This window comes from Cutibacterium sp. LaCa_255, assembly GCF_057458005.1.
In genome coordinates this window covers 1,324,308-1,347,657 of record NZ_CP190956.1, presented here as the reverse complement: position 1 = coordinate 1,347,657, position 23,350 = coordinate 1,324,308, and the positions used below count along the sequence as shown (strand labels likewise).

The following is a 23,350-nucleotide window of genomic DNA, read 5'->3' as shown; positions in this document are numbered from 1 at the left end:
TCGGGGCGCTCCTCGGAGTTCACAGCGCAGCCAACTCGGCGTTGATGGCACGAAGTGCGGCGTCGATACCAGAAGCATCGCTGCCGGCCCCCTGAGCCATGTCATCCTTGCCGCCACCGCGGCCACCGATCGGCCCCGTGCCGGCCTTAATGAGGGCACCAGCCCTGGCTCCGGCGGCGCGAGCGGACTCAGTCGTCGCGACGATCATGGCGGGCTTGTCGTCTGTACCTCCGATGAGGGTGACGACCGCCGGGCGATCCTTGACGCGGACCCGGACCTCGGAGGCCAGGGTGCGCAGGTCGTTGCCAAGAACACCAGGCACCCTGGCCGCGATGAGGTCAAAGGACCCGGCCGGGGTGGCACCGGCGACGATGTCGTCAACCTGCCCCATGAGTTCGCGGGTGCGGGCGGCGGCCAGCTTGTGCTCAGCGTCCTTGAGGTCGGCAGCGAGCTTGGAGACGCGGTCGGCCAGCTGGTCAGGCTGCACCTTGAGGATGCCGGTGAGCTCGTTGACCAGGGCACGCTCGGCAGCCATGTGGCGGAAGGCATCGGTGGAGACCAGCGCCTCGACGCGGCGAGTCCCTGAACCGACCGATTGTTCGCTCAGCAGGCTCAGCATGCCGATACGACCGGTGGAGGCGACGTGAGTGCCACCGCACAACTCGCGGGACCACGGGCCGGCCAGTTCGACGACGCGCACGATCGGCGGGTACTTCTCGCCGAACATGGCCATCGCTCCCATGGCCTTGGCATCCTCAAGAGGCATCTGGGTGTCGGTGACCTCGAAGTCGTCGTGGATGGCGACGTTGCAGCGCTCCTCGATCTCCTCCTTGAGGGATTCCGAGAGTCCCTTGGTGGCCGAGAAGTCGAAACGCAGGTAGCCGGGCTTGTTGTAGGAGCCGGCCTGGGTGGCCGACGGCCCGACCAGCTCGCGCAGGGCTGCGTGGATGACGTGGGTGGCGGTGTGGGCCTGGCAAGCTCCAAAACGGGTGGTCGGGTTGACCTGCCCGGTCACCTTGTCACCGACAGCGAGGTCTCCGTCGAGACGTACCTTGTGGACGATGAGGCCGGGAACCGGGCGCTGGACGTCCAGGACCTCGAGATCGAAGCCATTGGCGCGGATGATGCCGGAGTCGGAGTCCTGGCCACCCATCTCGGCGTAGAACGGGGTCTCGGCGAGCACGACCTCGACGACTGATCCGGACTCGGCAACCGTGACGGAGGCACCGTTGGCGATAATGCCAGTGACGGTGGTATCGACGGTCAGATCCGTGTAGCCGAGGAAGGGAGTCTCGCCGAGGGCGCGCACCTGGGAGTAGGCCTCCGGGTCGGTGAGCAGGCCCTTCTTGGCCTTGGAGTCTGCCTTGGCACGGGCGCGCTGCTCGGCCATCAGGGCGGTGAACTTGTCACGGTCAACCTGCAGGCCCTGTTCGGCCGCCATCTCAAGGGTGAGGTCAATCGGGAAACCGTAGGTGTCGTGCAGCTGGAAGGCCTTATCGCCAGACAGGGTCTTGGAGCCCGCAGCCCTGGTGTCTGCCACCGCGGCGTCGAGCATCGCGGTACCGGCGCTGAGGGTACGACGGAAGGTCTCCTCCTCGGCAGTGGCGGCCCCGATGACTCGATCCCACTGAGCGAGGACGTCCGGGAAGGAAGCAGACATGAGGTCACGGGAGACCGGCAGCAGCTCAGGTAGCACCGGATCCTCCACACCGAGCAGACGCATGGCACGGACGACGCGACGCAGCAGACGACGAAGCACATATCCACGAGCCTCGTTGCCGGGGGTGACGCCGTCGGTCATGAGCATGAGGCCGGAACGGACGTGGTCGGCAACCACGCGCAGCCGGACGTCGTCGTCATGGTTGGCGCCATAACGCCTGCCCGACATCTCCGAAGCCTTCTCGATGACGGGGAAGACCTGGTCAATCTCGTACATGTTGTCGACGCCCTGGAGCAGGTACGCGATGCGCTCCAGACCAGCGCCGGTGTCAATGTTGAGGCTGCGCAGCGGGCCGGCGATGTCGAAGTCTTCCTTGGCGCGAACCGCGGACAGATCCTCGGTCTCGAACACGAGGTTCCAGATCTCGAGGTAACGATCCTCATCGGCCTGCGGACCTCCGTCGGGGCCGTAAGCCGGACCACGGTCGATGTAGATCTCGGAGCACGGGCCGCCCGGACCGGGGACGCCCATGTGCCAGTAGTTGTCCTTAAGGGAACGGCCCTGGATGTGCTCATCGGGCACCCCGACGGCTCGCCAGGCCTCGCGCGCCTCGATGTCGCCCTCGGGGTAGTCCGGATGGAATCCCGGGCCGAGGACCGTCACCCAGATGCTGGCCGGGTCAAAGCCGAATCCACCTTGGTCGGCAGGCTTGGCGACGAGCTCCCAGGCGTACTGGATGGCCTCATTCTTGAAGTAGTCACCGAAGGAGAAGTTGCCCAGCATCTGGAAGAAGGTGCCGTGGCGGGTGGTCTTGCCGACCTCGTCGATATCGAGGGTACGGACGCACTTCTGGATGCTGGTGGCGCGTTTCCACGGGGAAGGCTCGGTGCCCATGAGGTAGGGCTTGAACGGCACCATGCCGGCATTGACGAACAGCAGCGTGGGGTCGTTGTACAACAGCGAGGCGCTCGGCACCACTGCGTGACCCTTGTTCTCGAAGAAGTCGACGAAGCGCTGTCCGATCTCCGCTGTTCTCATGCCTGGTCCTTCTTGACGTGGTCGCTGATTGTGGCCTGTGGGAAATCCTGACAAATTTTCAGGACATACCGGGTCCCAACCCTACCCGGACGCGCGGTAGGCCACATCTCAGCGCGCCTCGGAAAATGTCGAGCTGAGGAATCGTGGAGCGAGGGTGATCCGATTGTGGATCAGTTCTCGTCGTCGAGGTTCTCAGCCGCTGACGCACCATGACTCACCTCGGCGGGAGCTGCCTCGGTCTCGACCTGGGAGGGATGATTGCGACGCCTGGGACGACGAATCGTGCGTCGCACTCCCTCACCAAAAGCAGCGGCCTTCACCATCGGCGTCCCGACCGTCTGGGTGAAGGTTTGAGCGAGTTCAGCAGCCTGACCGGTGACGACGGTGCCGTGTTCGGAAATGGTGTGAATGTCCTCGATGACCTGGTCAAGCTTCGAGATCTCACCATTGGTGATGACGACCGTTCCCTTGAGTTCTTCCAAGATCGGCACCGTCGACTCATCCACGTCGCGGACCGTCCTGCGCACCTCATCCAGGACGCCACCAAGTTTCAGCAGGGGAACGGCACACAGCGCGACGAGCACCACCGCCGCGAGGGCAGCGATGAGTCCGGCGATCTGGCCCAGGGTCATGACTTGTTCTCCTCGGTGGTATCTCGTCCGAGCAGCATCCGTATCTGGCTCAGACGTTGTGAGATGGCAGCCTCATTGCCGTGGTCGGTCGGGTGGTAATACCGCGTCGAGGCGATGTCGTCAGGAAGATACTGCTGTTCGGCCACCCCGTGCGGAAAGTTGTGAGCGTAACGGTATCCGACCCCGTGACCGAGGTCGTGGGCGGATGAATAGTGCGCGTCCCGCAAATGGGCAGGCACCTCTCCTCCCTTACCGGCGCGGACGTCGGCCAGTGCCCCGTCGATGGCGGTGATGACCGCGTTGGACTTCGGGGCGGTGGCCGCTGCAATGGTCGCCTGGGCCAGGTTGAGGCGGGCCTCGGGCATACCGATGAGTTGAACGGCCTGGGCTGCGGCGACACAGGTTTGCAGCACGCTCGGGGCGGCCATGCCGATGTCCTCGCTGGCCAAGATCACCAGACGGCGGCCGATGAACCGGGGATCCTCCCCCGCCTCGATCATCCGGGCCAGATAGTGCAAGGCTGCGTCGACGTCCGAACCACGTACCGACTTGATGAAGGCACTGATGACGTCGTAGTGCTGATCACCGTCACGGTCGTACCGCACCGCAGCGCGATCCACAGCCGTCGAGACGATCTGACTGGTGATGATGTCAGTTCCAGCCGTGCTCGCTCCGGCGGCGGCCTCCTCGAGATAGGTCAGGGCTCGTCGGGCGTCTCCCCCCGCCAGCTGCAACAGGTCGGCTCGGGCATCGTCGTCAAGGGCGTAGAGCCCGTCCGACTCGGTGCGCAGACCGCGCGGATCACTCAGTGCACGGTCGATGAGGGAGGAGACGTCAGCCTCGGTGAGGGGTTTCAGGGTCAGCAGCAGGGATCGGGACAGCAGCGGGGAGATGACCGAGAAGGATGGATTCTCCGTGGTGGCGGCGATGAGGGTCACGGTCCGGTTCTCGACTGCGGGCAGGAGCACGTCCTGCTGGGCCTTGGAGAACCGGTGCACCTCGTCGACGAAGAGGACGGTCGGCTTTCCCAGCGCCAGCTGACGACGAGCGGTGTCGAGTTCCCGTCGGACATCCTTGACTCCGGCGGTCACGGCCGAGATCTCCACGAATCGTCGGTTCGTGGCGTGGGACACCACAGAGGCAATCGTCGTCTTGCCGACCCCCGGAGGGCCCCACAGGAAGACGCTCATGGCCCCGGTGCCCTCAGCCAGCCGACGCAACGGCGACCCGGGGGTCAACAGGTGTTGCTGACCGACGATCTCGTCAATCGTGCGGGGGCGCAGTCGAACGGCCAGTGGCGCGTCAGGGTTGGGAGTGTCCAGGGACCCGCCACTGGTCGCGTCGGGCTGTGCCGGCCCGACGTTGCCGAAGAGATCCTCACTCACCATGGCACCATATCGCCGCGCTGCGACACCCCGACGTCCAACGACGCTCGACATGAGGAACGGGCGACGACCGTACGCATCAGTCGCCGCCCGTCGTCAGCTCGGAATCGTCACTTCTTGGACTTCTCTGCGTCGTCCTTCTGCCCCTCGGGGGACTCGGCCTTCTTCTTCGGCTTGGCGTCCACCCCAGCCTCACGACGCTGAGCCGGGGTGATGGGAGCCGGAGCGGCCGTCAACGGGTCATAGCCGTTGCCGGTCTTCGGGAAGGCGATGACGTCCCGGATGGTCTCGAAGCTGCCGAGCAGCATGACCAGACGGTCCAGGCCGAAGGCGATGCCACCATGCGGCGGAGCACCGAACTTGAAGGCGTCGAGGAGGAAGCCGAACTTCTCCTGGGCCTCCTCCGGACCAATGCCCATGACGTTGAAGACGCGCTCCTGGACATCACGACGATGGATACGGATGGATCCACCGCCGACCTCATTGCCATTGACGACGAAGTCGTAGGCGTAGGCGAGGGCCGAACCCGGATCGGTATCGAAGGTGTCCATGCACTCAGGGGTCGGGCTGGTGAAAGCGTGGTGGACAGCAGTCCAGGCACCGCCGCCGACCGCGACGTCGCCAGAGGCCTCGGCCTCCTTGGTCGGCTTGAACAGCGGGGCGTCGACCACCCAGCAGAAGGCCCAGTCGGAGGGATCGAAGAGTTCACAACGACGACCGATCTCCAGACGGGCCGCACCGAGCAGCTCCTGGGAGGAGGTCTTCGGTCCAGCGGCGAAGAAGATGGCGTCACCGGGCCTGGCACCGACCTTCTCGGCGATACCAGCCTTCTCCTCCTCCGAGATGTTCTTGGCGACCGGACCGCCAGGCACACCCTCGTCGGAGATGGTGATGTAGGCCAGGCCCTTGGCGCCTCGGGTACGAGCCCACTCCTGCCAAGCGTCGAACTGGCGACGCGGTAGCGAGGCTCCACCAGGCATGACGACGGCGCCCACGTAGGGAGCCTGGAAGACGCGGAACGGGGTGTTAGCGAAGAAGTCAGTGACCTCGGTGATCTCGTTGCCGAAACGAAGATCAGGCTTGTCGGAGCCGTAACGGTCCATCGCCTCGTGCCAGGTGATGCGCGGCAACGGGGTCGGCATGTCGACGCCAATGATCTTCCAGCAGGCCGCCATGGTCTCCTCCGCCAGGGAGATGACGTCATCCTGGTCGACGAAGCTCATCTCGACGTCGAGCTGGGTGAACTCGGGCTGACGGTCAGCTCGGAAGTCCTCGTCGCGGTAGCAACGTGCGATCTGGTAGTAGCGCTCCATGCCCGACACCATGAGCAGCTGCTTGAACAGCTGGGGGCTCTGCGGCAGGGCGTACCAGCACCCGGGGGCAAGGCGGGCCGGCACCAGGAAGTCACGGGCACCCTCAGGAGTGGAACGGGTCAGGGTCGGGGTCTCGATGTCATAGAAGTTATGACGGTCGAGAACCTCACGAATGGCGTGAGTCACCTTGGAGCGCAGCACCAGCGCCTCGTGCTGACGTGGACGCCGCAGGTCCAGGTAGCGGTACTTGAGACGGGCGTCCTCACCGACGGTGACGTGCTCGTCGATCTGGAAGGGCAGCGGGACCGAGGGGTTGAGAACCTCGAGCTCGGAGATGGCGACCTCGATTTCGCCGGTGGGAAGGTTCGGGTTGGCATTGCCCTCCGGACGAGCCTCGACGACACCAGTCACCTTGATGCAGTACTCGTTGCGCAGATCATGGGCGCCAGAGGACTCCAAGATCTCGTCACGGATGACGACCTGGGCCAGACCGGATGCGTCGCGAAGATCGATGAAGGCAACGCCGCCATGGTCGCGTCGGTGCCCAACCCATCCGGCGAGAGTCACCTCCTTGCCGATGTCGCTGGCTCGCAGGCTTCCGGCGTCATGGGTTCGCAGCACGTTTCATCCTTCCGTTGTCGCAGGCCACGTATAGACGGTACGGGCCGCGAGCCAGCATACCGGCGGCCACCTCAGCCGTCATCCGGGACACACTGCCCGTGGGGCATGCCCCACGTCGAGACATGATTGAGCGCCGTGACGGTCGACCGTCACGGCGCTCAATCATGTCTCGACCAAGGATCAGGCCTCGATCTCGGGGAACCACTCCTCGATCTGCTTGCGGATGGCCTCGTTACCACCGGAACGCTCGTTATTGGCGAGGATCCACTCGCGCAGAGAGCCGCCGGCAGCGTCATTGATGGCGTTTCGGGCCGTCTCGGGATCGCGCAACACGTCCTTCAGCATCGATACCGCCTCGTCGGTGGTGCGGTAGAAGTACGGGTAGTCCTCAGGAACGGTCTTGCGGGCCCAAGCAGCATCCGGGAAGACACCGATCGCGCCAGCGACCAGGGCCTCGAGATACTCGAAGCCGTAGGCCTCATTCTTCGCAGTGGCGAGGAATGCCGTCATACGCGCCAGGGCCTCCCAGTATTCCTCGCGCTGACCGAACAGTGGGCCGACCGAGGCCCACTTGGGCGAGGACATCTTCATGGCCATGACGCTGGCGAGATCGCGCTGGCTCAGGCGAACCTCCATGCGCACGTCCATCTCGGAGGCGACGCGATTCATGACGTCGAGGAAGACCTTCGGCTGCTTGTTGTCGGTGAGGTGAATGGCCGGGTAGAGGACGGTCGGCACCTCGGGATCGACGTGCTCGCGGACGAGATCGTCACGGATACCAGGCTGAACCCAGGCGATCCGAGCCTGGTGGGCCAGCGGGGAGATCGTCCAGCGACGAACCAGCTCGGTCACCTCGCCGGCGGTGCGCTCACCGGAGCACAGGGTCGGGAAGAGGGCGTAGGCCAGGCCCATGGCCGCGAAGTTCACCTTGTGGTGGTAGTGGGACGGGGGCAGCCACTGCAGGTTGAGGATCTTCGGCTCAGCACCCTCACGGTGCATCGTCTGGAAGACGCCGACCGAGTCGATGACGTCGAGGTTGATGACGAGGGTCTCCAGCGGGTCAAGGCTGGACAGCGTCTTGGCCTCGAAACCGTCACACTGCCGATCCTCGTGGTCGACGACGACGGCTCCCGGGTACATCTTGAGGAGTCGCTCAACCAGCGCGGTTCCGCCTCCTCGTCCGACAAGTCGACCCTGGTCGTCAACGATGGGGTCACCATCGAGGAAACCCATCTTGATTGCGATGGTCATTGGTCATCTCCCGTTATCCGTGGGCGGAGGCGCGACCGTGCGCCAAGTTCATGGGTATCACCCTATCGCCGGACGTGGCACTCCGGTGGGCGAACTGAACGCCCTGAGGGCTAAAAGGATGTGTCATCCCCTGGGAACCGAACCCGTCAGGGTCTTCTGCAAGGTCGGAGCCTCTCGAGCAATGAGTTCCGAAGCGGAGAGATCTGCCAGGGATCGCAGCCCGACGACATAACGGGCCGTGAAGATTCCCAACAACTGCGAGAGCCCCAGCGAGGCCCGGATTCCTGCCTCCTCCTCCCCGAACCGGGGCACCAAGAGCTCGACGACGGGGGCCAGGATCTGATCGGTGTAGAACTCGCTCACCATGTCGAAGGCGCCAGGCTGGGTGAGGAGCGCCTGAACCACCCCCTGCATCTGCGGATCCGGTCCGCCCAGGCCGAGATGCCCGTCCCAGGCATCGATGAAGGCCTTGACCAGTGCCTCGCCCAGGTGATCCGGCTCTGTGCCAGAACAGACGTCAGCAATGATCCGGTGTGGTCTGTTCGGCAGGGACATCGCCTCGTTGTAGAGAGCCTGCTTGGATCCGAAGTAGTAGCTCACCAATGAGGTGTCCACCCCAGCTTCCCGGGCAACGGCCCGCAGACTCACCGACTGAAAATCTCCCGCCAGGAAGAGAGCCCTGGCAGCTGCCAGAATCGATGCTCGCGCTGCCCCGGCCTCGCCACGAGGACCACGGCGGGGCGCTCGAGTGCGCTGTGACTGACTCCGGACAGACATGCCACGACCGTACTCCCCAAAAAATCTTCCGGAAAAGGGGACCCCGGTGGCTGCGAAGTGATTTCCACGGTGATGAAATGGGGGCATGGACGCACATCATGGCAATGCGATCCCTCTGGCCGACCAGGATCTCCGAATGGGGCTTGACGTCGGATCGACGACGATCAAGGCCGTCGTCCTCGACCCCGACGAGAACATTCTCTTCGAGGACTACAGACGCCACCATGCCGACATCACCGGCGCCATAGCGTCACTGCTCGGCGACGCCGCCAAGGCCCTCCCCGGCGCCAAGGTGCGCGCAGCCGTCACCGGATCAGCAGGTCTGGGAACCGCCGAGGCCCTGGGCCTCACATTCATCCAGGAGGTCATGGCCGAGACCGCGGCCGTCCAGCACTGGAACCCGGACGCCGACGTCCTCCTGGAGCTCGGCGGCGAGGATGCCAAGATCACTTACCTCAAGCCGGTCCCCGAGCAGCGCATGAATGGTTCGTGTGCCGGCGGAACGGGTGCCTTCATCGACCAGATGGCCACCCTGCTCCACACCGACGCCGCTGGCCTCAACGACCTGGCATCGCGTGCCCACACCATCCACCCCATCGCGTCGCGCTGCGGTGTGTTCGCCAAGTCTGACCTCCAGCCCCTCATCAACGAGGGTGCGCGTCACGAGGACCTCGCGGCGTCGGTCATGCAGGCCGTCGCCACCCAGTGCATCGCCGGCCTGGCCTGTGGACGTCCGATCCGCGGCAAGGTCATCTTCCTCGGTGGTCCGTTACACTTCATGCCGGCCCTACGAGACGCCTTCGCGCGAGTTCTTGAGGGCAAGGTCGACGAATACATCACACCGGAGCGCGCCCAGCTCTACGTGGCCATGGGGGCTGCCCTGACGTCTGCCTCGGAGCCGGTGGACCTCTCCGAGACCGCTGAGCGTTCCCGTCACGCCCGCACCCAGAACGGCATCTCCCAGTCGATGCCGCCACTGTTCAGGAATGAAGAGGAACTGACCGAGTTCACCAAGCGTCACTCCCAGGCCAAACTCCCCCATCTGCCACTGCATGATGCTCGCGGCAACCTCTTCCTCGGTATCGACGCCGGTTCGACGACGATCAAGTCGGTACTGCTTGACGAGTCCCTCAACATCGTCGCCTCCCATTACGCCTCCAACGAGGGCGACCCGGTGAGCGCAGCAGTGCAGATCCTCACCGATCTCTACGACACCATGCCCGCAGAGGCGACCATCGCCCGTACCTGTACCACCGGTTACGGCGAGGGGCTCGTCAAGGCTGCCCTGGGCGCCGAGGACGGTGAGGTCGAGACGATGGCCCACTACCGGGCTGCTGATCACCTGCTTCCCGGAGTCACCGCCATCATCGACATCGGCGGCCAGGACATGAAGTACCTGCGCGTCGTCGACCAGGTCATTGACTCCATCTCCGTCAATGAGGCCTGCTCGTCGGGATGTGGATCCTTCCTCCAGACCTTCGCCGCCGGGATGGACACTGACATCCAGTCCTTCGCCGACATGAGCCTGATGGCCCAGCATCCCGTCGACCTGGGCAGCCGCTGCACCGTCTTCATGAACTCCTCGGTCAAGCAGGCCCAGAAGGAAGGGGCCTCCCCCGCCGACATCGCTGCCGGACTGTCCTACTCCGTGGTCCGCAACGCCCTGTACAAGGTCATCAAGCTTACCGATCCGTCCCAGTTGGGTGACAAGGTCGTCGTCCAGGGCGGCACCTTCCTCAACAATGCCGTGCTGCGAGCCTTCGAGAAACTCACCGGCCGCGAGGTCGTCCGTCCTGCCGAGGCCGGACTCATGGGTGCTTACGGTGCCGCGCTAACGGCCCGTGCCCGCTTCCATGCGGGCGAGCCCACCACCTCTGACGGTCTGCGAAATCGCGCCGAACTGGACGGGTTCGCCGTCGAGACCCACCGCGACGACTGCACCCTGTGCCAGAACCACTGCCAGCGCACCATCGCCACCTTCTCGGACGGACGCGTCTTCGTCTCCGGCAACCGCTGTGACCGCGGCGCCGAGGTCAACAACCGCACGATGGCCAAGCTGCCGAAGTCCGAACTGCCCAACGTCTTCGAGGCCAAGTACAAGAGGCTCTTCAGCTACCGACGACTCACCGTCAAGAAGGCCTTCCGCGGGGACCTGGGTCTGCCTCGCGCCCTCAACATGTACGAGAACTACCCGTTCTGGTTCACGACCCTCTCGGCCTTGGGCTATCGCGTCATGATCTCGGGGCGCTCCTCCCACGCCCTGTTCGAGAAGGGCATGGAGTCCATCGCCAGCGAGAACATCTGCTACCCCGCCAAACTCAACAACGGTCACGTGGAAGATCTCGTGAAGCGCGGTGTCAAGCGAATCTTCGACCCCTGCATCCGTTTCGAACAGGTCAGCGTGACCGACGCCGACGCACATTTCAACTGCCCAGTCGTCGCCTCCTACCCCGAGGTCATCCGTGCCAACGTGGAGAGCCTGCGCGAGAAGGACGTCGAGCTCATCTCTCCCTTCCTCTCCCTGGCCAACCCAGACAAGCTCGCCGAACGACTGGCGGAGATCTTCGCCGAGGACGGGGTGACCGTCGAGGAGGCCCGTCAAGCCGTTACCGAGGGGCTCGAGGAGGACAGGGCCTTTCATGACGACGTCCGCAAGATGGGCGAGGACGCCTTGGCCTACATGGCTGAGCACAACGTTCCCGGCATCGTGCTGGCAGGACGCCCCTATCACGTCGATCCCGAGATTCACCACGGCATTCCCGAGATGGTGAATTCCCTGGGCATGGCGGTCCTCACCGAGGACTCCGTGGCCCATCTTGGGTCTGACCTGCTAGAGCGTCCGCTGCGTGTGCGTGACCAGTGGATGTTCCACTCCCGCCTCTACCAGGCAGCCGCCTTCGTGGGCTCCCGCCCCGATCTCGAGCTCGTCCAGCTCAACTCCTTCGGTTGCGGACTGGACGCCATCACCACCGACCAGGTGCGCGAGATCCTGGCAGCGCGTGACCGCATCTACACCACTCTCAAGATTGACGAGGTATCGAACCTGGGTGCAGCCCGTATTCGGATGCGCTCCCTGCAGGCCGCGGCGAAGGAACGCACCGGCCACGATCGCAAGCTGGTGACCCATCCGCTTTCCGACGACCGGGTCCCCTTCACCAAGGACATGAAGGCGACCCACACCATCCTGGTGCCCCAGCTCGCCCCGTACCAGACCTCGGTCGCGGAGGCAGCTCTGCGCGCCTCCGGTTACAACGTCGAGGTGTTGGAGCAAGCTTCCAGGGAGAACATCGACTTCGGCCTGTCGGTGGTCAACAACGATGCCTGTTTCCCCGCCATCGTCGTCATTGGTCAGCTCGTCTCGGCATTGAAGTCGGGCAAATACGACTTGGACCACACCACCCTCTTCCTCACCCAGACCGGTGGCATGTGCCGTGCCACCAACTACATTGGTCTGCTGCGCAAGGCCCTCAAGGATGCCGGATTCGGAAGCATCCCGGTCATCGCAGCTTCCCTGCAGGGTGTCGAGGACAACCCGGGCTTCTCCCTCACCGCTCCCCTGATTCACCGCATGGTTCAGGCCATCACGATCGGGGACCTGCTGCAAAAGGTCCACTTGCGTACCCGACCTTACGAGGCGGTTCCGGGTTCAGCTGACGAGCTCATGCACCACTGGACGACCATCGCCAGGGAGCACTTCCTGGATGGCGGACATTCCAAGACCTGGGGACGGCGCACCTCCTACAAGGCGATCATCAACGGCGTCGTCGACGGCTTCGAGCACCTCGAACTCGTCGATGGCCCGCGCAAACCTCGCGTCGGTGTCCTCGGCGAGATCTTGGTGCAGTTCCACCCGGACGCCAACAATCACATTGTCGACACCATCGAGTCTGAGGACTGCGAGGCCGTCCTGCCAGGTCTGATGTGGTTCGTCTACAACTGTTTGTCAGCGGGCGACTACAACTACAAGACCTTCGGTACTGACAAGTGGAGCCGTCACCTCAAGAAGGCCTTCCGTGGTCTACTGATGCAGTATCAGAAGCCGGTGACCACGGCGCTGAGGAAGTCGACCCGGTTCGAGGTCCCGACCCCGATCACAGAGCTGATGGAGGACGCCCAACGCATCGTCCAGCTCGGCAACCAGGCTGGCGAGGGGTGGTACCTCGTCGGTGAGATGGTCGACATGATCCGCGAGGGCGTGCCGAACATCGCCGTCGTCCAGCCGTTCGCCTGCCTGCCGAACCACGTCACCGGTCGCGGTATCTTCCGAGAGATCCGCCGTCAGTTCCCGCATGCCAATGTGGTGTCGGTGGACTACGACCCCGGTGCCTCCCAGGTCAACCAGCTCAACCGCATCAAGCTGATGGCTGCCACCGCGCGCGATCGCAACGACTCGGAAGAGCTCGACGCCAACGAGGCCGTACGGCCGGAGTCGGACGAGGAGATCCCGACCTCACCCCAGACGGCATCACGCCCAGACCTCAACGGAACCCCTGTGATGGAGCTGTCACTGCACGTGTAATTGGCCTTTGGGAACCGGTGATATCGTCACCGGCATGGAATTGACTGGCACCCGTCGGCTACAGACGGATCGCCTAGTACTTCGCCGGTTGACCGTCGGCGATGCCCAGCAGGTATATGACAACTGGGCCAGTGACCCGGAGGTCACACAGTTCCTCAGGTGGCCCACCCATTCCAGCGTGGATGTGAGCCGGGCCGTCGTCGGTGCCTGGGTCGATTCCTACGATGATCCAGGAACCTTCAACTGGGGCATTGAGCTGATCGAGGATGAGACCCTCATCGGGCAGACCTCGGTCGTCGAACAGGATCTCAGCGTCGGCCTGGTCAATGTCGGCTATGTCGTCGGACGGCGCTGGTGGGGCAGGGGGTACTGCACCGAAGCGCTGGTCGCAGTGACAGGTTATCTCTTCGCCGTAGCACAGGCCAACAAGGTGGAGGCCAGCCACGACCCGGCCAATGTCGCCTCGGGACGAGTCATGGAGAAGGCCGGTATGGTGACCGAGGGTCTGCGTCGAGCCTCCTGCCTTAGCGGGTCAACGATCCGTGACCAGATCTATCACGGCATACTGCGCAGCGAGTGGGAAGGCCGTCAGTGCTGAATCCTCATCGTGAAGCGACGTGTCGACGGTGGCGCGCGACCTTCCTCATCTTCGCGTCACTGGCCTCCCTGACCTGGGCATTCGCAGGCGTTCTCAACCCCGCGATGAGCCAGCTGCATGCCTTCGTATCGGAGTACTCCGCCCGTGACCAGCCGTGGCGTTACCTCTTCCAGACCACCGACGTCATCATGGGGGCCTCCCTGTGTCTGGCAGGCCTGGCCACTCTTGCCTGGGTTGGCCGTCGTCCCCTTGGCCGCCAGGGGTGGTCGGGCATTGGATTCGTGGCTGGCGGACTTTTCAGTGTTCTTGACGCCTTGGTGACGATGGACTGCTCCCCTACCCGTTCCACGGCCTGTCTGGCTGCCGAGGAGGCCGGTCACGTCAGCCCGAGCCACCTCGTCCACGTCGGGACCTCGACGATCGTCGTCGTCGGTTTTGCCCTCCCGATCTTGTTGCTCAACTCCACCATGACGAGGTTCCGCACCTTCGGTCTGGTGGTGGCATGGGCGTGGATCGTGTTCACCCTGCTCAACGGCATCGGGGCCATGGACTGGTTCGATGGCACCCCGATGGATTACACCGGGATCTGGCAGCGTTTCAGTTTGTCCCTGGGCACCCTGTGGTGGCTGACGTTGGCCGCCGACGACATCATCACCTCCCGTGCTCAGCGACGCCCAGTTACCTGCTGAGGTGTGAAGGAGGGCTCCCGGAGGTTACCGGGAGCCCTGTTCCTCGTAGGTGTCGCCCTTCGGCAGGCCGCACTCACCAAGAACCGACGACTCCGGGATGAAGATCCTCGGCAGGTGGATTCCAACTCGCGGCGTCAGCCTCGACCTGGTCACCGGAGCGAATGTCCTTGACGGTGTCGGGGTCCCGGTGGTCGCTGTGCTGAGCACCCGGGAACCACACGAAGGGGATCCCGCGACGATCAGCATGCTTGATCTGCTTGCCGAACTTGTCGGCTTTGGGGGCCACCTCGCAGGGGATGCCGCGGGAGCGCATCGCGTGGGCGACGGCCTCCGAGCTGACACGATCCTCCTCGCTGTTGACGGCCACGAGAACCGCTGAGGGAACCGAACGAGAAGACGTCAGCTCTCCTCGGGAGATGATCGGGGCCAGCAAGCGGGTCAGGCCGAGCGAGATTCCCACGCCCGGGTAGATGTGTTTGCCGTCGGAGGCCAGGGACTCGTAACGGCCGCCCGAGCACACCGAACCCATCGACTCGTGGCCGGTCAGTTCGGTCTCGTAGACGGTGCCGGTGTAGTAATCCAGGCCGCGGGCGATCTTGAGGTTGGCAACCATGCGTCCGGGAACGACCTTGTTAACGGCAGTGACGACTCGGTTGAGGGAATCCAGGCCCTCTTCGAGCATGTCGTTGGACACCCCGAGTTCGCGCACCTTGCCGATGAAGGAGTCGTCGGCAGACTGGATGGAGGCCAGGGCGACACACTTGCCGGCGACCTCGTCAGACAGGCCCAGCTCGTCAGTGAGAAGCTCACGCACCGCGTCCGGGCCGATCTTGTCGTACTTGTCGACCCGCTGCAGAACGGCCATGTGGTCCTCGATGCCCAGCCCGCGGTAGAACCCCTCGGAGAGCTTGCGGTTGTTGACGTGCATGGTGACGGTCGGGAAGCCCAGCTCAGTGTGCAGACGCTCAAGAGCCGACAGCATCACCAGCGGGGTCTCGATATCGTGGTGCTCGGCCAGGGTCTGGTCGCCGACGATGTCGATGTCAGCCTGGGTGAACTCGCGGTAGCGGCCCTCCTGAGGACGTTCACCACGCCACACCTTCTGGATCTGGTGGCGACGGAACGGGAAGTGCAGGTGGCCGGCGTTCTCCAACACGTAGCGGGCGAAGGGAACGGTGAGGTCGAAGTGCAGGCCCAGACGGTCCTTCTCGGACCGCGAGTCATGAGGGTCAGCGTGCAGTCGATCGACGACGTAGACCTCCTTGTCGATCTCCCCCTTGCGGGTGAGTTGCTCCATGGGCTCGACGGCACGGGTGTGGATCGGCGCGAAACCATGAAGCTCGAAGGTCTCCTCAAGGATCCGGGTCACATGGTTCTCCACCATCTGTCCTGAGGGCAGGAACTCGGGAAAACCGGACAAGGGCTTGAGACGGGCCATGGAAGGAATCCTTCGAAGAGTTGGGTATCAGGGCGAGTTACCCCGCAGGGGTCATTCTGCCAGCCCGAGGGCGATCGGGCTCATTCGCCACTGTTCGGTGAGACTTCTCAGTGGAAGTCCGACGAGACCGTGCGGTTGAGAAATGGGTTGGAGATGCGCTCCTGGGCCATCGTCGTCGGTCCCCCGTGTCCTGGCAGTAGGTGGGTGGAGTCGTCAAGGGGCCAGACGACGTCGGACAGGCTGCGAGACATTTGTGCCGGGTCAGCCCCGGGCATATCGGTTCGACCGATGGAACCTGCGAAGACGACATCACCGGACATGACGATCGGGCCGAACTGCGCGTCAACCATGCGGATCATGGAACACCCAGGGGTGTGGCCCGGGGCGTGCAGGAATTCCAGGTCGAGGTCGGCGTACTCGTGGTGGGAGAACGGCTCGACATCGACGACTTCCTCGGGTTCGCGCAAGGTCGTCGATCCGTAGCACTGCTCGATGAGTGGACGGGCGAAGTCAGCCAAGGCTGCCATGGGGTCGGTGAGGAGATGCCGGTCATCTCGAGGGCACAGCACGGGGATGCCGTATTGATCTCCAACCTGGCGAGCTGAACCGACATGGTCGATGTGACCGTGGGTGAGCGCGACCGCCACCGGGGTCAGATGGTGGGTCTTGAGCGCCTCGCCAAGGAACTCCTCGGCACCCATCCCAGGGTCGACGACGACGCAGTCAGACCCTGGTTCGCGCGCCAGAAGATAGCAATTGGCCTGAAAAGAACCAGTGATGAAGGACGCAATGAACACGTTTGCCATTTTATCGGGCAAGATGGAGCGTATGAGTCACGCACAAGCTCCGCAGTCTTTCGGCCGCGTCGATGATGACGGCACCGTTTACGTCCGAACCAGTGACGGGGAGAGGCCTGTCGGCCAGGTGCCGGACTCCACCAGCGAGGAAGCCCTTGAATTCTTCGTGCGCCGCTATCACGCCCTCGAGACCGAGGTGTCGCTGCTGGAATCACGAGTGAGCTCCGGGACCGCCTCGCCGGAGGAAGCCCGATCGGCCGCAAGCAAACTCGTCACGTCCATCCGTGAGGCCAATGCCGTCGGCGACCTGGAATCGCTCGCAGCTCGGGTGGAGGCTCTCAGCCCCACCATCGACGCCAAGGCGGAGACCCGTCGGGAGGAGAGGGCCGAGGCCAAGGCCCGCGCAAAGCAGGCCAAGGAGGACATGGTCGCCAAGGCGGAGGCCATCGCTGCTGGCACCGACTGGCGCGGTGGCATCGGCAAGTTCCGCGACCTGCTTGAGGAGTGGCGTCATCTCCCCCGTATCGACAAGACCACCGACGACGAACTGTGGCACCGCTTCTCCGGGGCTCGCACCGCCTTCACCCGTCGCCGCAAGCAGCACATGGCCGAGCAGAATCACCTGCGTGAGAAGGCTCGCGTGCTCAAGGAGCAGATCATCGAGGAGGCTCGTCCGCTGGCCGATTCGACGGCCTGGGGCGAGACCTCTCGTCAGTTCCGCGACCTCATGAACCGTTGGAAGGCTGCTGGCCCGGCTCCTCGCGACATCGACGAGAAGCTGTGGAAGGAGTTCCGCGCCATCCAGGACAAGTTCTTCGACGCCCGCAGTACTGCTCAGAGCCAGCAGGACGAGGAATATCGCGGCAACCAGGAGGTCAAGGAGAAGCTTCTCGACGAGGCCGAGAAGGACATCCTGCCGGTCAAGGACATCGAGGAGGCCAAGGCCAAGTTCCGCTCCTTCCTGGAGAAGTTCAACGAGGTCGGTCGAGTGCCCCGTGACGCCATGAAGCGCATCGACGCCCGCGTCCGTGACTTGGAGCGTCAGGTCCATTCCGCGGAGGAGGCCGAGTGGAAGCGCACCGATCCGCAGGCTCGTGAGCGTGCCCGCGCCACCGTCGACATGTTCAGCGCCCAGATCGACAAGCTCAGCGCCCAGGCCGAGAAGGCCGAGGCTGCTGGCCACACCAAGGAGGCCGAGAAGGACCGCGAGTCGATCAGGACCTACCAGACCTGGCTGGAAGAGGCTCAGAAGGCCCTCGACGAGTTCAGCGCCTGACTGACAGGAAACGGCCCCGGTCACAACGACCGGGGCCGTTCGTCATACCGGCGGCTTTCCAGACAGAGAAGTCAAACCCTGAGAGCCATACCGGGTCACGACTTCACGCGAAAGACGTCATAGACCCCGGAGATCCGCCGGATGGACTCGATGAGGTGCTTGAGGTGGGTTGGGTCGGGAGCCTCGAAGGTGAGCCGCAATCGAGCCAGATGAGTCTTCGATGCGCTCATGTTCGCCGAGATGAGGCTGACCCCCTGTTCGGCGAGGACGCGTGAGGTGTCCAGCAGCAGGCCGGCACGGTCGAGACCCTCGATCTGGATGGTGACCTGGTAGCCCTCCTGCTGGTTCTCCGACCAGGAGACCGGCACGATCCGTTCGGGGTGCTCAAGCAGGTTCTTGGCGTTCGAGCAGTCCGTGCGATGTACCGAGACCCCGTCGTTGCGGGTGACGAAGCCCATGATCGGGTCCCCCGGCAGCGGGGTGCAGCACCGAGCCAGCTTGACGAGCATGTCGGCGTCACCGTCGACGATGACCCCGGTCTCGTTGCTGCGATGCCGCGGAGTCTTCACGCCAACGGCGAGCTCCTCCTCGACGTCGGCCGTGGTCTCCTCCGGCCCACCACCCAGGGCGATGAGCTTCTCGACGACCGACTGGGCGCTGACGTTGTGCTCCCCGACCGCGGCGTACAAGGCGTTGATGCCGGACACCCGCAGGTCATCGGCCACCGCGGTGAGGTACTCCACCGTCAGCAAGGACTGCAGCGGCACACCAGCCTGACGCAGCTGCTTGGCGATCGCATCCTTACCAGCCTCTATGGACTCCTCACGGCGTTCCCTCGTGAAGTAGGACTTAATCTTGGAACGAGCACGTGGAGAGGCGATGAACCCCAGCCAGTCACGGCTGGGACCGGCATCGGGGGAATTCGAGGTCAGGATGTCAACGACGTCGCCGTTGGTCAGCTTGGTGTCCAGGGTGACGAGTTTGCCATTGACGCGAGCGCCGATACAGCGGTGGCCGACCTCGGTGTGGACGGCATAGGCGAAGTCAACGGGGGTAGCGTCCTGGGGAAGGGCCATGACGTCGCCCTTAGGGGTGAAGACGTAAACCTCCGAGGAATTGATCTCGAAACGCAACGAATCCAGGAACTCGCCGGGATCGGACTCCTCCTTGGACCACTGGTTGAGCGACTGTACCCAGGACAGGTCGGTGCCGTCAGGCTGAATCCCCTTGCCAACGGCGTTGGGGTTCTCCTTGTACTTCCAGTGGGCCGCAACACCGTACTCAGCCCGCCGGTGCATCTCGTGAGTACGGATCTGCAATTCCACCGGCTGCCCACCGGGCCCCAGCACGGTAGTGTGCAGGGACTGGTACATGTTGTACTTCGGCATCGCGATGTAGTCCTTGAACCGCCCTGGGAGGGGGTTCCATCGCACATGCATGACGCCCAGTGCGGCATAACAGTCGCGCGGGGTGTCGACGAGGATGCGCAGACCGATGAGATCGTAGATGTCTGAGAAGTCCCGACCGCGCACGACCATCTTCTGATAAATCGAGTAGTAGTGCTTCGGCCGACCGTAGACGGTGGCCTCGATGCTGGCCTCATCGAGGTCCTGACGGACGATCGCGATGACTTCCTTGAGCTGAGCCTCCCGCTGCGGGGCCTGCTCGGCCACCATGTGGACGATCTCGTCGTAGAGCTTGGGATTGAGGGTGGAGAAGCACAGGTCCTCCAGTTCCCACTTGATGGCATTCATGCCAAGACGATGAGCCAGTGGCGCGAAGATCTCGAGGGTCTCCTTGGCGATGCGGTTCTGCTTGTCCGGCCGCAGGAACCCCAAAGTCCTCATGTTGTGCAGCCGATCGGCGAGCTTGATGACCAGCACTCGGATGTCGCGGCTCATCGCGATGACCATCTTGCGGATGGTCTCGGCCTTCGCCGAGTCACCGTACTGAACCTTGTCGAGTTTCGTCACCCCGTCGACGAGCAGGGCCACTTCCTCGCCGAAGTCTGCCGTTAGCTGCTCGTGCGTGTACGAGGTGTCCTCGACGGTATCGTGCAGCAGACCGGCGCACAGGGTCTGCTCGTCCATGCCGAGCTCGGCCAGGATCATCGTCACCGCTAGGGGATGGGTGATGTAGGGATCACCCGACTTGCGGGTCTGCCCACGGTGATAATGCTCAGCCGTGCGGTATGCCCGCTCGATGACAGCGGTGTCGGCGTTCGGGTGATTGGCCAGGACTACCGAGATGAGCGGATCCGTGACGCTCTGGGGCGGACCTGATGGCTTCGGGGTCCCCCAGCGGACGATGCGCTCGCGCATCCCCATCCGAGGCTGGGGACGCTGCTGGTCAGTCTTCGGCTTGCCCAGGGTTCCCTTGCCCGATCCGTACGGACCGTAGACGCTGTCGTCGGCCATCGGGGCACCTCCTGGCAAGTTGGACCATTCATTCTAGTGGTATTTACCACCGTCATGTCGGCTGAGTGCGACGGCATGTGGTCGGTCAGCACCCATGCCGACAGCTGAATTGGCCTTCCGGTGCAGGGGTTCCTGCTGTTCTCAGCGGACCAGGTCAGACTCGGTCTGGGTGCCGGTGGCGCGAGGAACCGCCTTCCGCACGACGACGATGACGTCACCAGCCTGTAACTGACCGATCGACGGGTCGTAGAAGTTGCGCAGCACGTCATTGCGGATTACGGCCAGGAGCCGCTCGTTCTGGATGTCGGCTGGACGTGCGCCGATCTCCGTCTTGGAGACCATCCGCTGGACGACCTCCATACCCTTCGAGCTGGACAGCAGGTCGTCGACGACGGTACCGACGTGCGGGTTGACCGAGGACAGACCAAGCAGACGGCCCACCGCGTCGGCGGAGGTGACGACGGCGTCGGCCCCGGACTCACGCAGCAGCGGGAGGTTCTCGTCTTCCCTGCCGGAGACGACGATGTGGCAGCGCGGATTGAGCTGTCGCACCGTCAGTGTGGTGAGGATGGCCGAGTCATCTCGGTTGAGGGTGATGACGACCTCGCGCGCCTTGCTGATCTCAGCTCGTCTCAACAGGTCCCGCCTCGTCGCGTCGCCTTCGAAGGCGGCCAGGCCTGACCGATTGGCCTCGGCCACCGCAGAGGGACGATTGTCGATGACGACGATCTTCTCGATGGGAACGTCATGGTTGCGCAGGGTGTTGACGGCGCTGCGCCCCTTCGTGCCGTACCCGATGACGACGATGTGGTTCCTCATGCGCTTCCTCCAAGCACTGTCAAGCAGTCCGCGTCGCCCCTCGTTGGCCAACATCTCGAGGGTGGTACCGACCAACAGCACCAAGAAGGTGATGCGCAACGGGGTGATGATGAAGGCATTGATGAGTCGCGCATGGGGCGCGACCGGGGTGATGTCACCGTAACCAGTCGTGGTCACGGTAACCGTCGAGTAGTAGAAGGCGTCGATCAGGGAGACGCCGTCACCGGCGGTGGAATCAACATAGGAGTCATGGTCGAACCAGACGATCAAGGTACTGGCCAGCAACAGAATCGCTGACCAGACCAGCCGCTTGACCAGCTCTCGAAAGGGCTTGGTGGTCTTGAACGGAAGCTTGACCAGAGCCGACTGCTCAAAGACGTTGCGACGGCTCGAAGACTCCATTGATTCCGGCACCATGATCAGACCGTGATCACGGCATTGACCGGACCAATACCGGCCCGGTCGAGCTTCTCACGGCCCCCCAAGGCGGACAGCTCCATGAGCACCGACACACCGACGAGCTCGCCACCGAGCTTCTCCACCAGGGATGCCGTGGCACCGACCGTTCCTGCCGTCGCGAGGATGTCGTCGACGATGAGCACCTTCGAGCCGGGCTGAACGGCGTCCTGATGAACGGTGAGGGTGGCGGAACCATACTCCAGCACGAAGGACTGGGAGTAGACGTCGCCGGGAAGCTTTCCGGGCTTGCGCACCGGGACGAACCCAGCGCCCAAGGACAGGGCCACCGGCCCGGCGAACATGAATCCACGTGCCTCCATGCCGAGAACGACGTCAACCCCGCGCGGAGCGGTGTCAACGAGTTCAGAGATCGCGGCGGCGTACCCGTTGGCGTTGGCCAGCAGAGGGGTGATGTCCTTGAAGGTCACCCCGGGCTCCGGGAAGTCCGGAACATCCCGGATCAGGCCGGTGATGAGGTCAGTACGGTAGGTCATTTCTTCCTCTCGGAGCGAGTGGAACGACGCGGCTGATGACGCTCGCTCCCAGTGATGGACGTGACGTCACCAGGCCCTTCGGCGGCGACGGTCTGAGCCGTCACCTGAGGATCCTTGTGCGCAGCACGCTCACGGCGGCGCAAGACACGAGCGGTGTGTTCCTTCATAGCCGGCTCATTCTCACGCAGCTGGGTGAACACCGGGGTGGCGATGAAGATCGAGGAGTAAGCACCGACGATCATGCCGACGAAGAGGGCCAGGCCAAGATCCTCCAGAGGCCCGGACCCGAGCACGAAGGCACCGGCGAAGAGCAGTGCCGCCACCGGCAGAACGCCGACGATGGTGGTATTGATGGAACGCACCAACACCTGGTTTACGGCTCGGTTGGCGCCTTCCGCAAAGGTGTAGTCGCGTTTCTGGATGTCCTGGACGTTCTCGCGCACCTTGTCGAAGACCACGACGGTGTCGTAGAGGGAATAACCCAGAATCGTCAGCACGCCGATGACGGTCGACGGGGACACCGTGAAGCCGATCAGAGCATAGATGCCGATGGTGACGATGAGATCGTGCAGGAGAGCGATCAGGGCGGCAATAGACATCTTCCAGTGCCGGAAATAGGCCCAGATCTGCAACATCACCAAGACCAGGAAGACGACCAATGCCTTGATGGCCTTGCCGGTGATCTGGTCTCCCCACTGACTACCGACCTTGGAGTACGTGACGGAGTCCGTCTTGGTCGCGGTGGCCTTGGCGATAGCCCCCTGAACCTTGGTGGTCTCCTCGTTGTCGAGTGCCCTGGTCTGCACCTGGACGGCGTTCGAGCCGAGACTGACGACCTCGGTGGAGTCCATGTCCGGGACTCCGGAGGACAGCACCGACCTGCGGATGTCGTCGACGGTCGAGGTCGCAACGTGGGCAGGAGAACGGAACTGCACACCGCCCTTGAACTCGATACCGAGGTTCAGGCCACGCACCAACAGGCCAAGCAGCGAGATCGCGATGACGATGATCGAGATCGTGTACCAGAGTTTGCGGCGCTGGATGAAGCCGTAGGAAATCTCACCCGTGTACAGGGCATGGGTGAAACCGTGCTTGTGCTTCTTGTCCTTCTCCTCGGACCGCCTCGAGGCGACAGACGAGGTCTTGGCGTTCTTGTCGTCAGTCATG

General features: G+C 63.7%; 16 protein-coding genes. 4 read left to right on the top strand and 12 right to left on the bottom strand.

Annotated features, from left to right (window positions below):
* Positions 1-19 precede the first annotated feature (19 nt).
* The 6 genes from alaS to ACP8ML_RS05985 all read right to left on the bottom strand — a co-directional run bounded on the left by alaS (position 20) and on the right by ACP8ML_RS05985 (position 8,677).
* Positions 20-2,698 (bottom strand): alanine--tRNA ligase, encoded by a 2,679-nt coding sequence (alaS, locus tag ACP8ML_RS06010; protein ID WP_117189065.1) that lies wholly within the window; start codon positions 2,696-2,698, stop codon positions 20-22.
* 170 nt (positions 2,699-2,868) lie between these two features.
* Complete coding sequence (locus tag ACP8ML_RS06005) at positions 2,869-3,330, bottom strand: DUF948 domain-containing protein (RefSeq protein ID WP_117189063.1); 462 nt, start codon at positions 3,328-3,330, stop codon at positions 2,869-2,871.
* Positions 3,327-4,718 (bottom strand): replication-associated recombination protein A, encoded by a 1,392-nt coding sequence (locus tag ACP8ML_RS06000; RefSeq protein ID WP_117189061.1) that lies wholly within the window; start codon positions 4,716-4,718, stop codon positions 3,327-3,329. The genes ACP8ML_RS06005 and ACP8ML_RS06000 overlap by 4 nt, the downstream gene beginning before the upstream one ends.
* Positions 4,719-4,825: 107 nt before the next feature.
* Positions 4,826-6,649, bottom strand: coding sequence for an aspartate--tRNA ligase (gene aspS / locus ACP8ML_RS05995; RefSeq protein WP_117189059.1), 1,824 nt, complete (start codon positions 6,647-6,649; stop codon positions 4,826-4,828).
* 180 nt (positions 6,650-6,829) lie between these two features.
* Positions 6,830-7,900, bottom strand: a complete 1,071-nt coding sequence (locus ACP8ML_RS05990) for a hypothetical protein (RefSeq protein ID WP_065672755.1) — start codon at positions 7,898-7,900, stop codon at positions 6,830-6,832.
* A gap of 123 nt (positions 7,901-8,023) precedes the next feature.
* Positions 8,024-8,677 carry a TetR/AcrR family transcriptional regulator gene (locus tag ACP8ML_RS05985; RefSeq protein WP_486703058.1) on the bottom strand — a complete coding sequence of 218 codons (654 nt, stop codon included), beginning with the start codon at positions 8,675-8,677 and terminating at the stop codon, positions 8,024-8,026.
* Between the two features lie 85 nt (positions 8,678-8,762).
* Here ACP8ML_RS05985 and ACP8ML_RS05980 point away from each other — a divergent pair, with 85 nt between their 5' ends.
* Genes ACP8ML_RS05980 through ACP8ML_RS05970 form a run of 3 tightly spaced genes read left to right on the top strand, consistent with a single transcriptional unit; the run spans position 8,763 to position 14,483 of the window.
* A complete protein-coding gene (locus tag ACP8ML_RS05980) occupies positions 8,763-13,196 on the top strand; it encodes an acyl-CoA dehydratase activase-related protein (protein WP_117189057.1) in 4,434 nt (1,477 codons plus the stop codon).
* Between the two features lie 34 nt (positions 13,197-13,230).
* The gene (locus tag ACP8ML_RS05975) at positions 13,231-13,794 is read left to right on the top strand and encodes a GNAT family N-acetyltransferase (RefSeq protein WP_065672872.1); all 564 of its coding nucleotides are present in this window, start codon (positions 13,231-13,233) and stop codon (positions 13,792-13,794) included.
* Complete coding sequence (locus ACP8ML_RS05970) at positions 13,788-14,483, top strand: DUF998 domain-containing protein (protein WP_429830885.1); 696 nt, start codon at positions 13,788-13,790, stop codon at positions 14,481-14,483. The genes ACP8ML_RS05975 and ACP8ML_RS05970 overlap by 7 nt, the downstream gene beginning before the upstream one ends.
* Positions 14,484-14,556: 73 nt before the next feature.
* Here ACP8ML_RS05970 and hisS read toward each other — a convergent pair whose 3' ends face one another.
* Positions 14,557-15,921 carry a histidine--tRNA ligase gene (gene hisS / locus ACP8ML_RS05965; RefSeq protein WP_016667644.1) on the bottom strand — a complete coding sequence of 455 codons (1,365 nt, stop codon included), beginning with the start codon at positions 15,919-15,921 and terminating at the stop codon, positions 14,557-14,559.
* Between the two features lie 107 nt (positions 15,922-16,028).
* A complete protein-coding gene (locus tag ACP8ML_RS05960; RefSeq protein WP_081302573.1) occupies positions 16,029-16,718 on the bottom strand; it encodes an MBL fold metallo-hydrolase in 690 nt (229 codons plus the stop codon).
* Between ACP8ML_RS05960 and ACP8ML_RS05955 the strand changes: the two genes are divergently transcribed.
* Positions 16,696-17,994, top strand: a complete 1,299-nt coding sequence (locus tag ACP8ML_RS05955; RefSeq protein WP_171048555.1) for a DUF349 domain-containing protein — start codon at positions 16,696-16,698, stop codon at positions 17,992-17,994. The genes ACP8ML_RS05960 and ACP8ML_RS05955 overlap by 23 nt on opposite strands.
* Before the next feature lie 95 nt (positions 17,995-18,089).
* On the opposite strand, the gene ACP8ML_RS05950 is transcribed toward ACP8ML_RS05955, so the two are convergent.
* The 4 genes from ACP8ML_RS05950 to secF form a co-directional block, all read right to left on the bottom strand.
* On the bottom strand, positions 18,090-20,411 hold the full coding sequence (locus tag ACP8ML_RS05950; protein WP_065672749.1) for a RelA/SpoT family protein: 2,322 nt from the start codon (positions 20,409-20,411) through the stop codon (positions 18,090-18,092).
* A gap of 141 nt (positions 20,412-20,552) precedes the next feature.
* Complete coding sequence (locus ACP8ML_RS05945) at positions 20,553-21,647, bottom strand: potassium channel family protein (protein ID WP_117189053.1); 1,095 nt, start codon at positions 21,645-21,647, stop codon at positions 20,553-20,555.
* 2 nt (positions 21,648-21,649) lie between these two features.
* Positions 21,650-22,183, bottom strand: a complete 534-nt coding sequence (locus tag ACP8ML_RS05940; protein WP_063279940.1) for an adenine phosphoribosyltransferase — start codon at positions 22,181-22,183, stop codon at positions 21,650-21,652.
* Entirely contained in the window at positions 22,180-23,349 is a 1,170-nt protein-coding gene (secF, locus tag ACP8ML_RS05935; protein ID WP_065672747.1) for a protein translocase subunit SecF, read from the bottom strand. Before secF ends, ACP8ML_RS05940 begins: the two co-directional genes overlap by 4 nt.
* Position 23,350 lies beyond the last annotated feature (1 nt).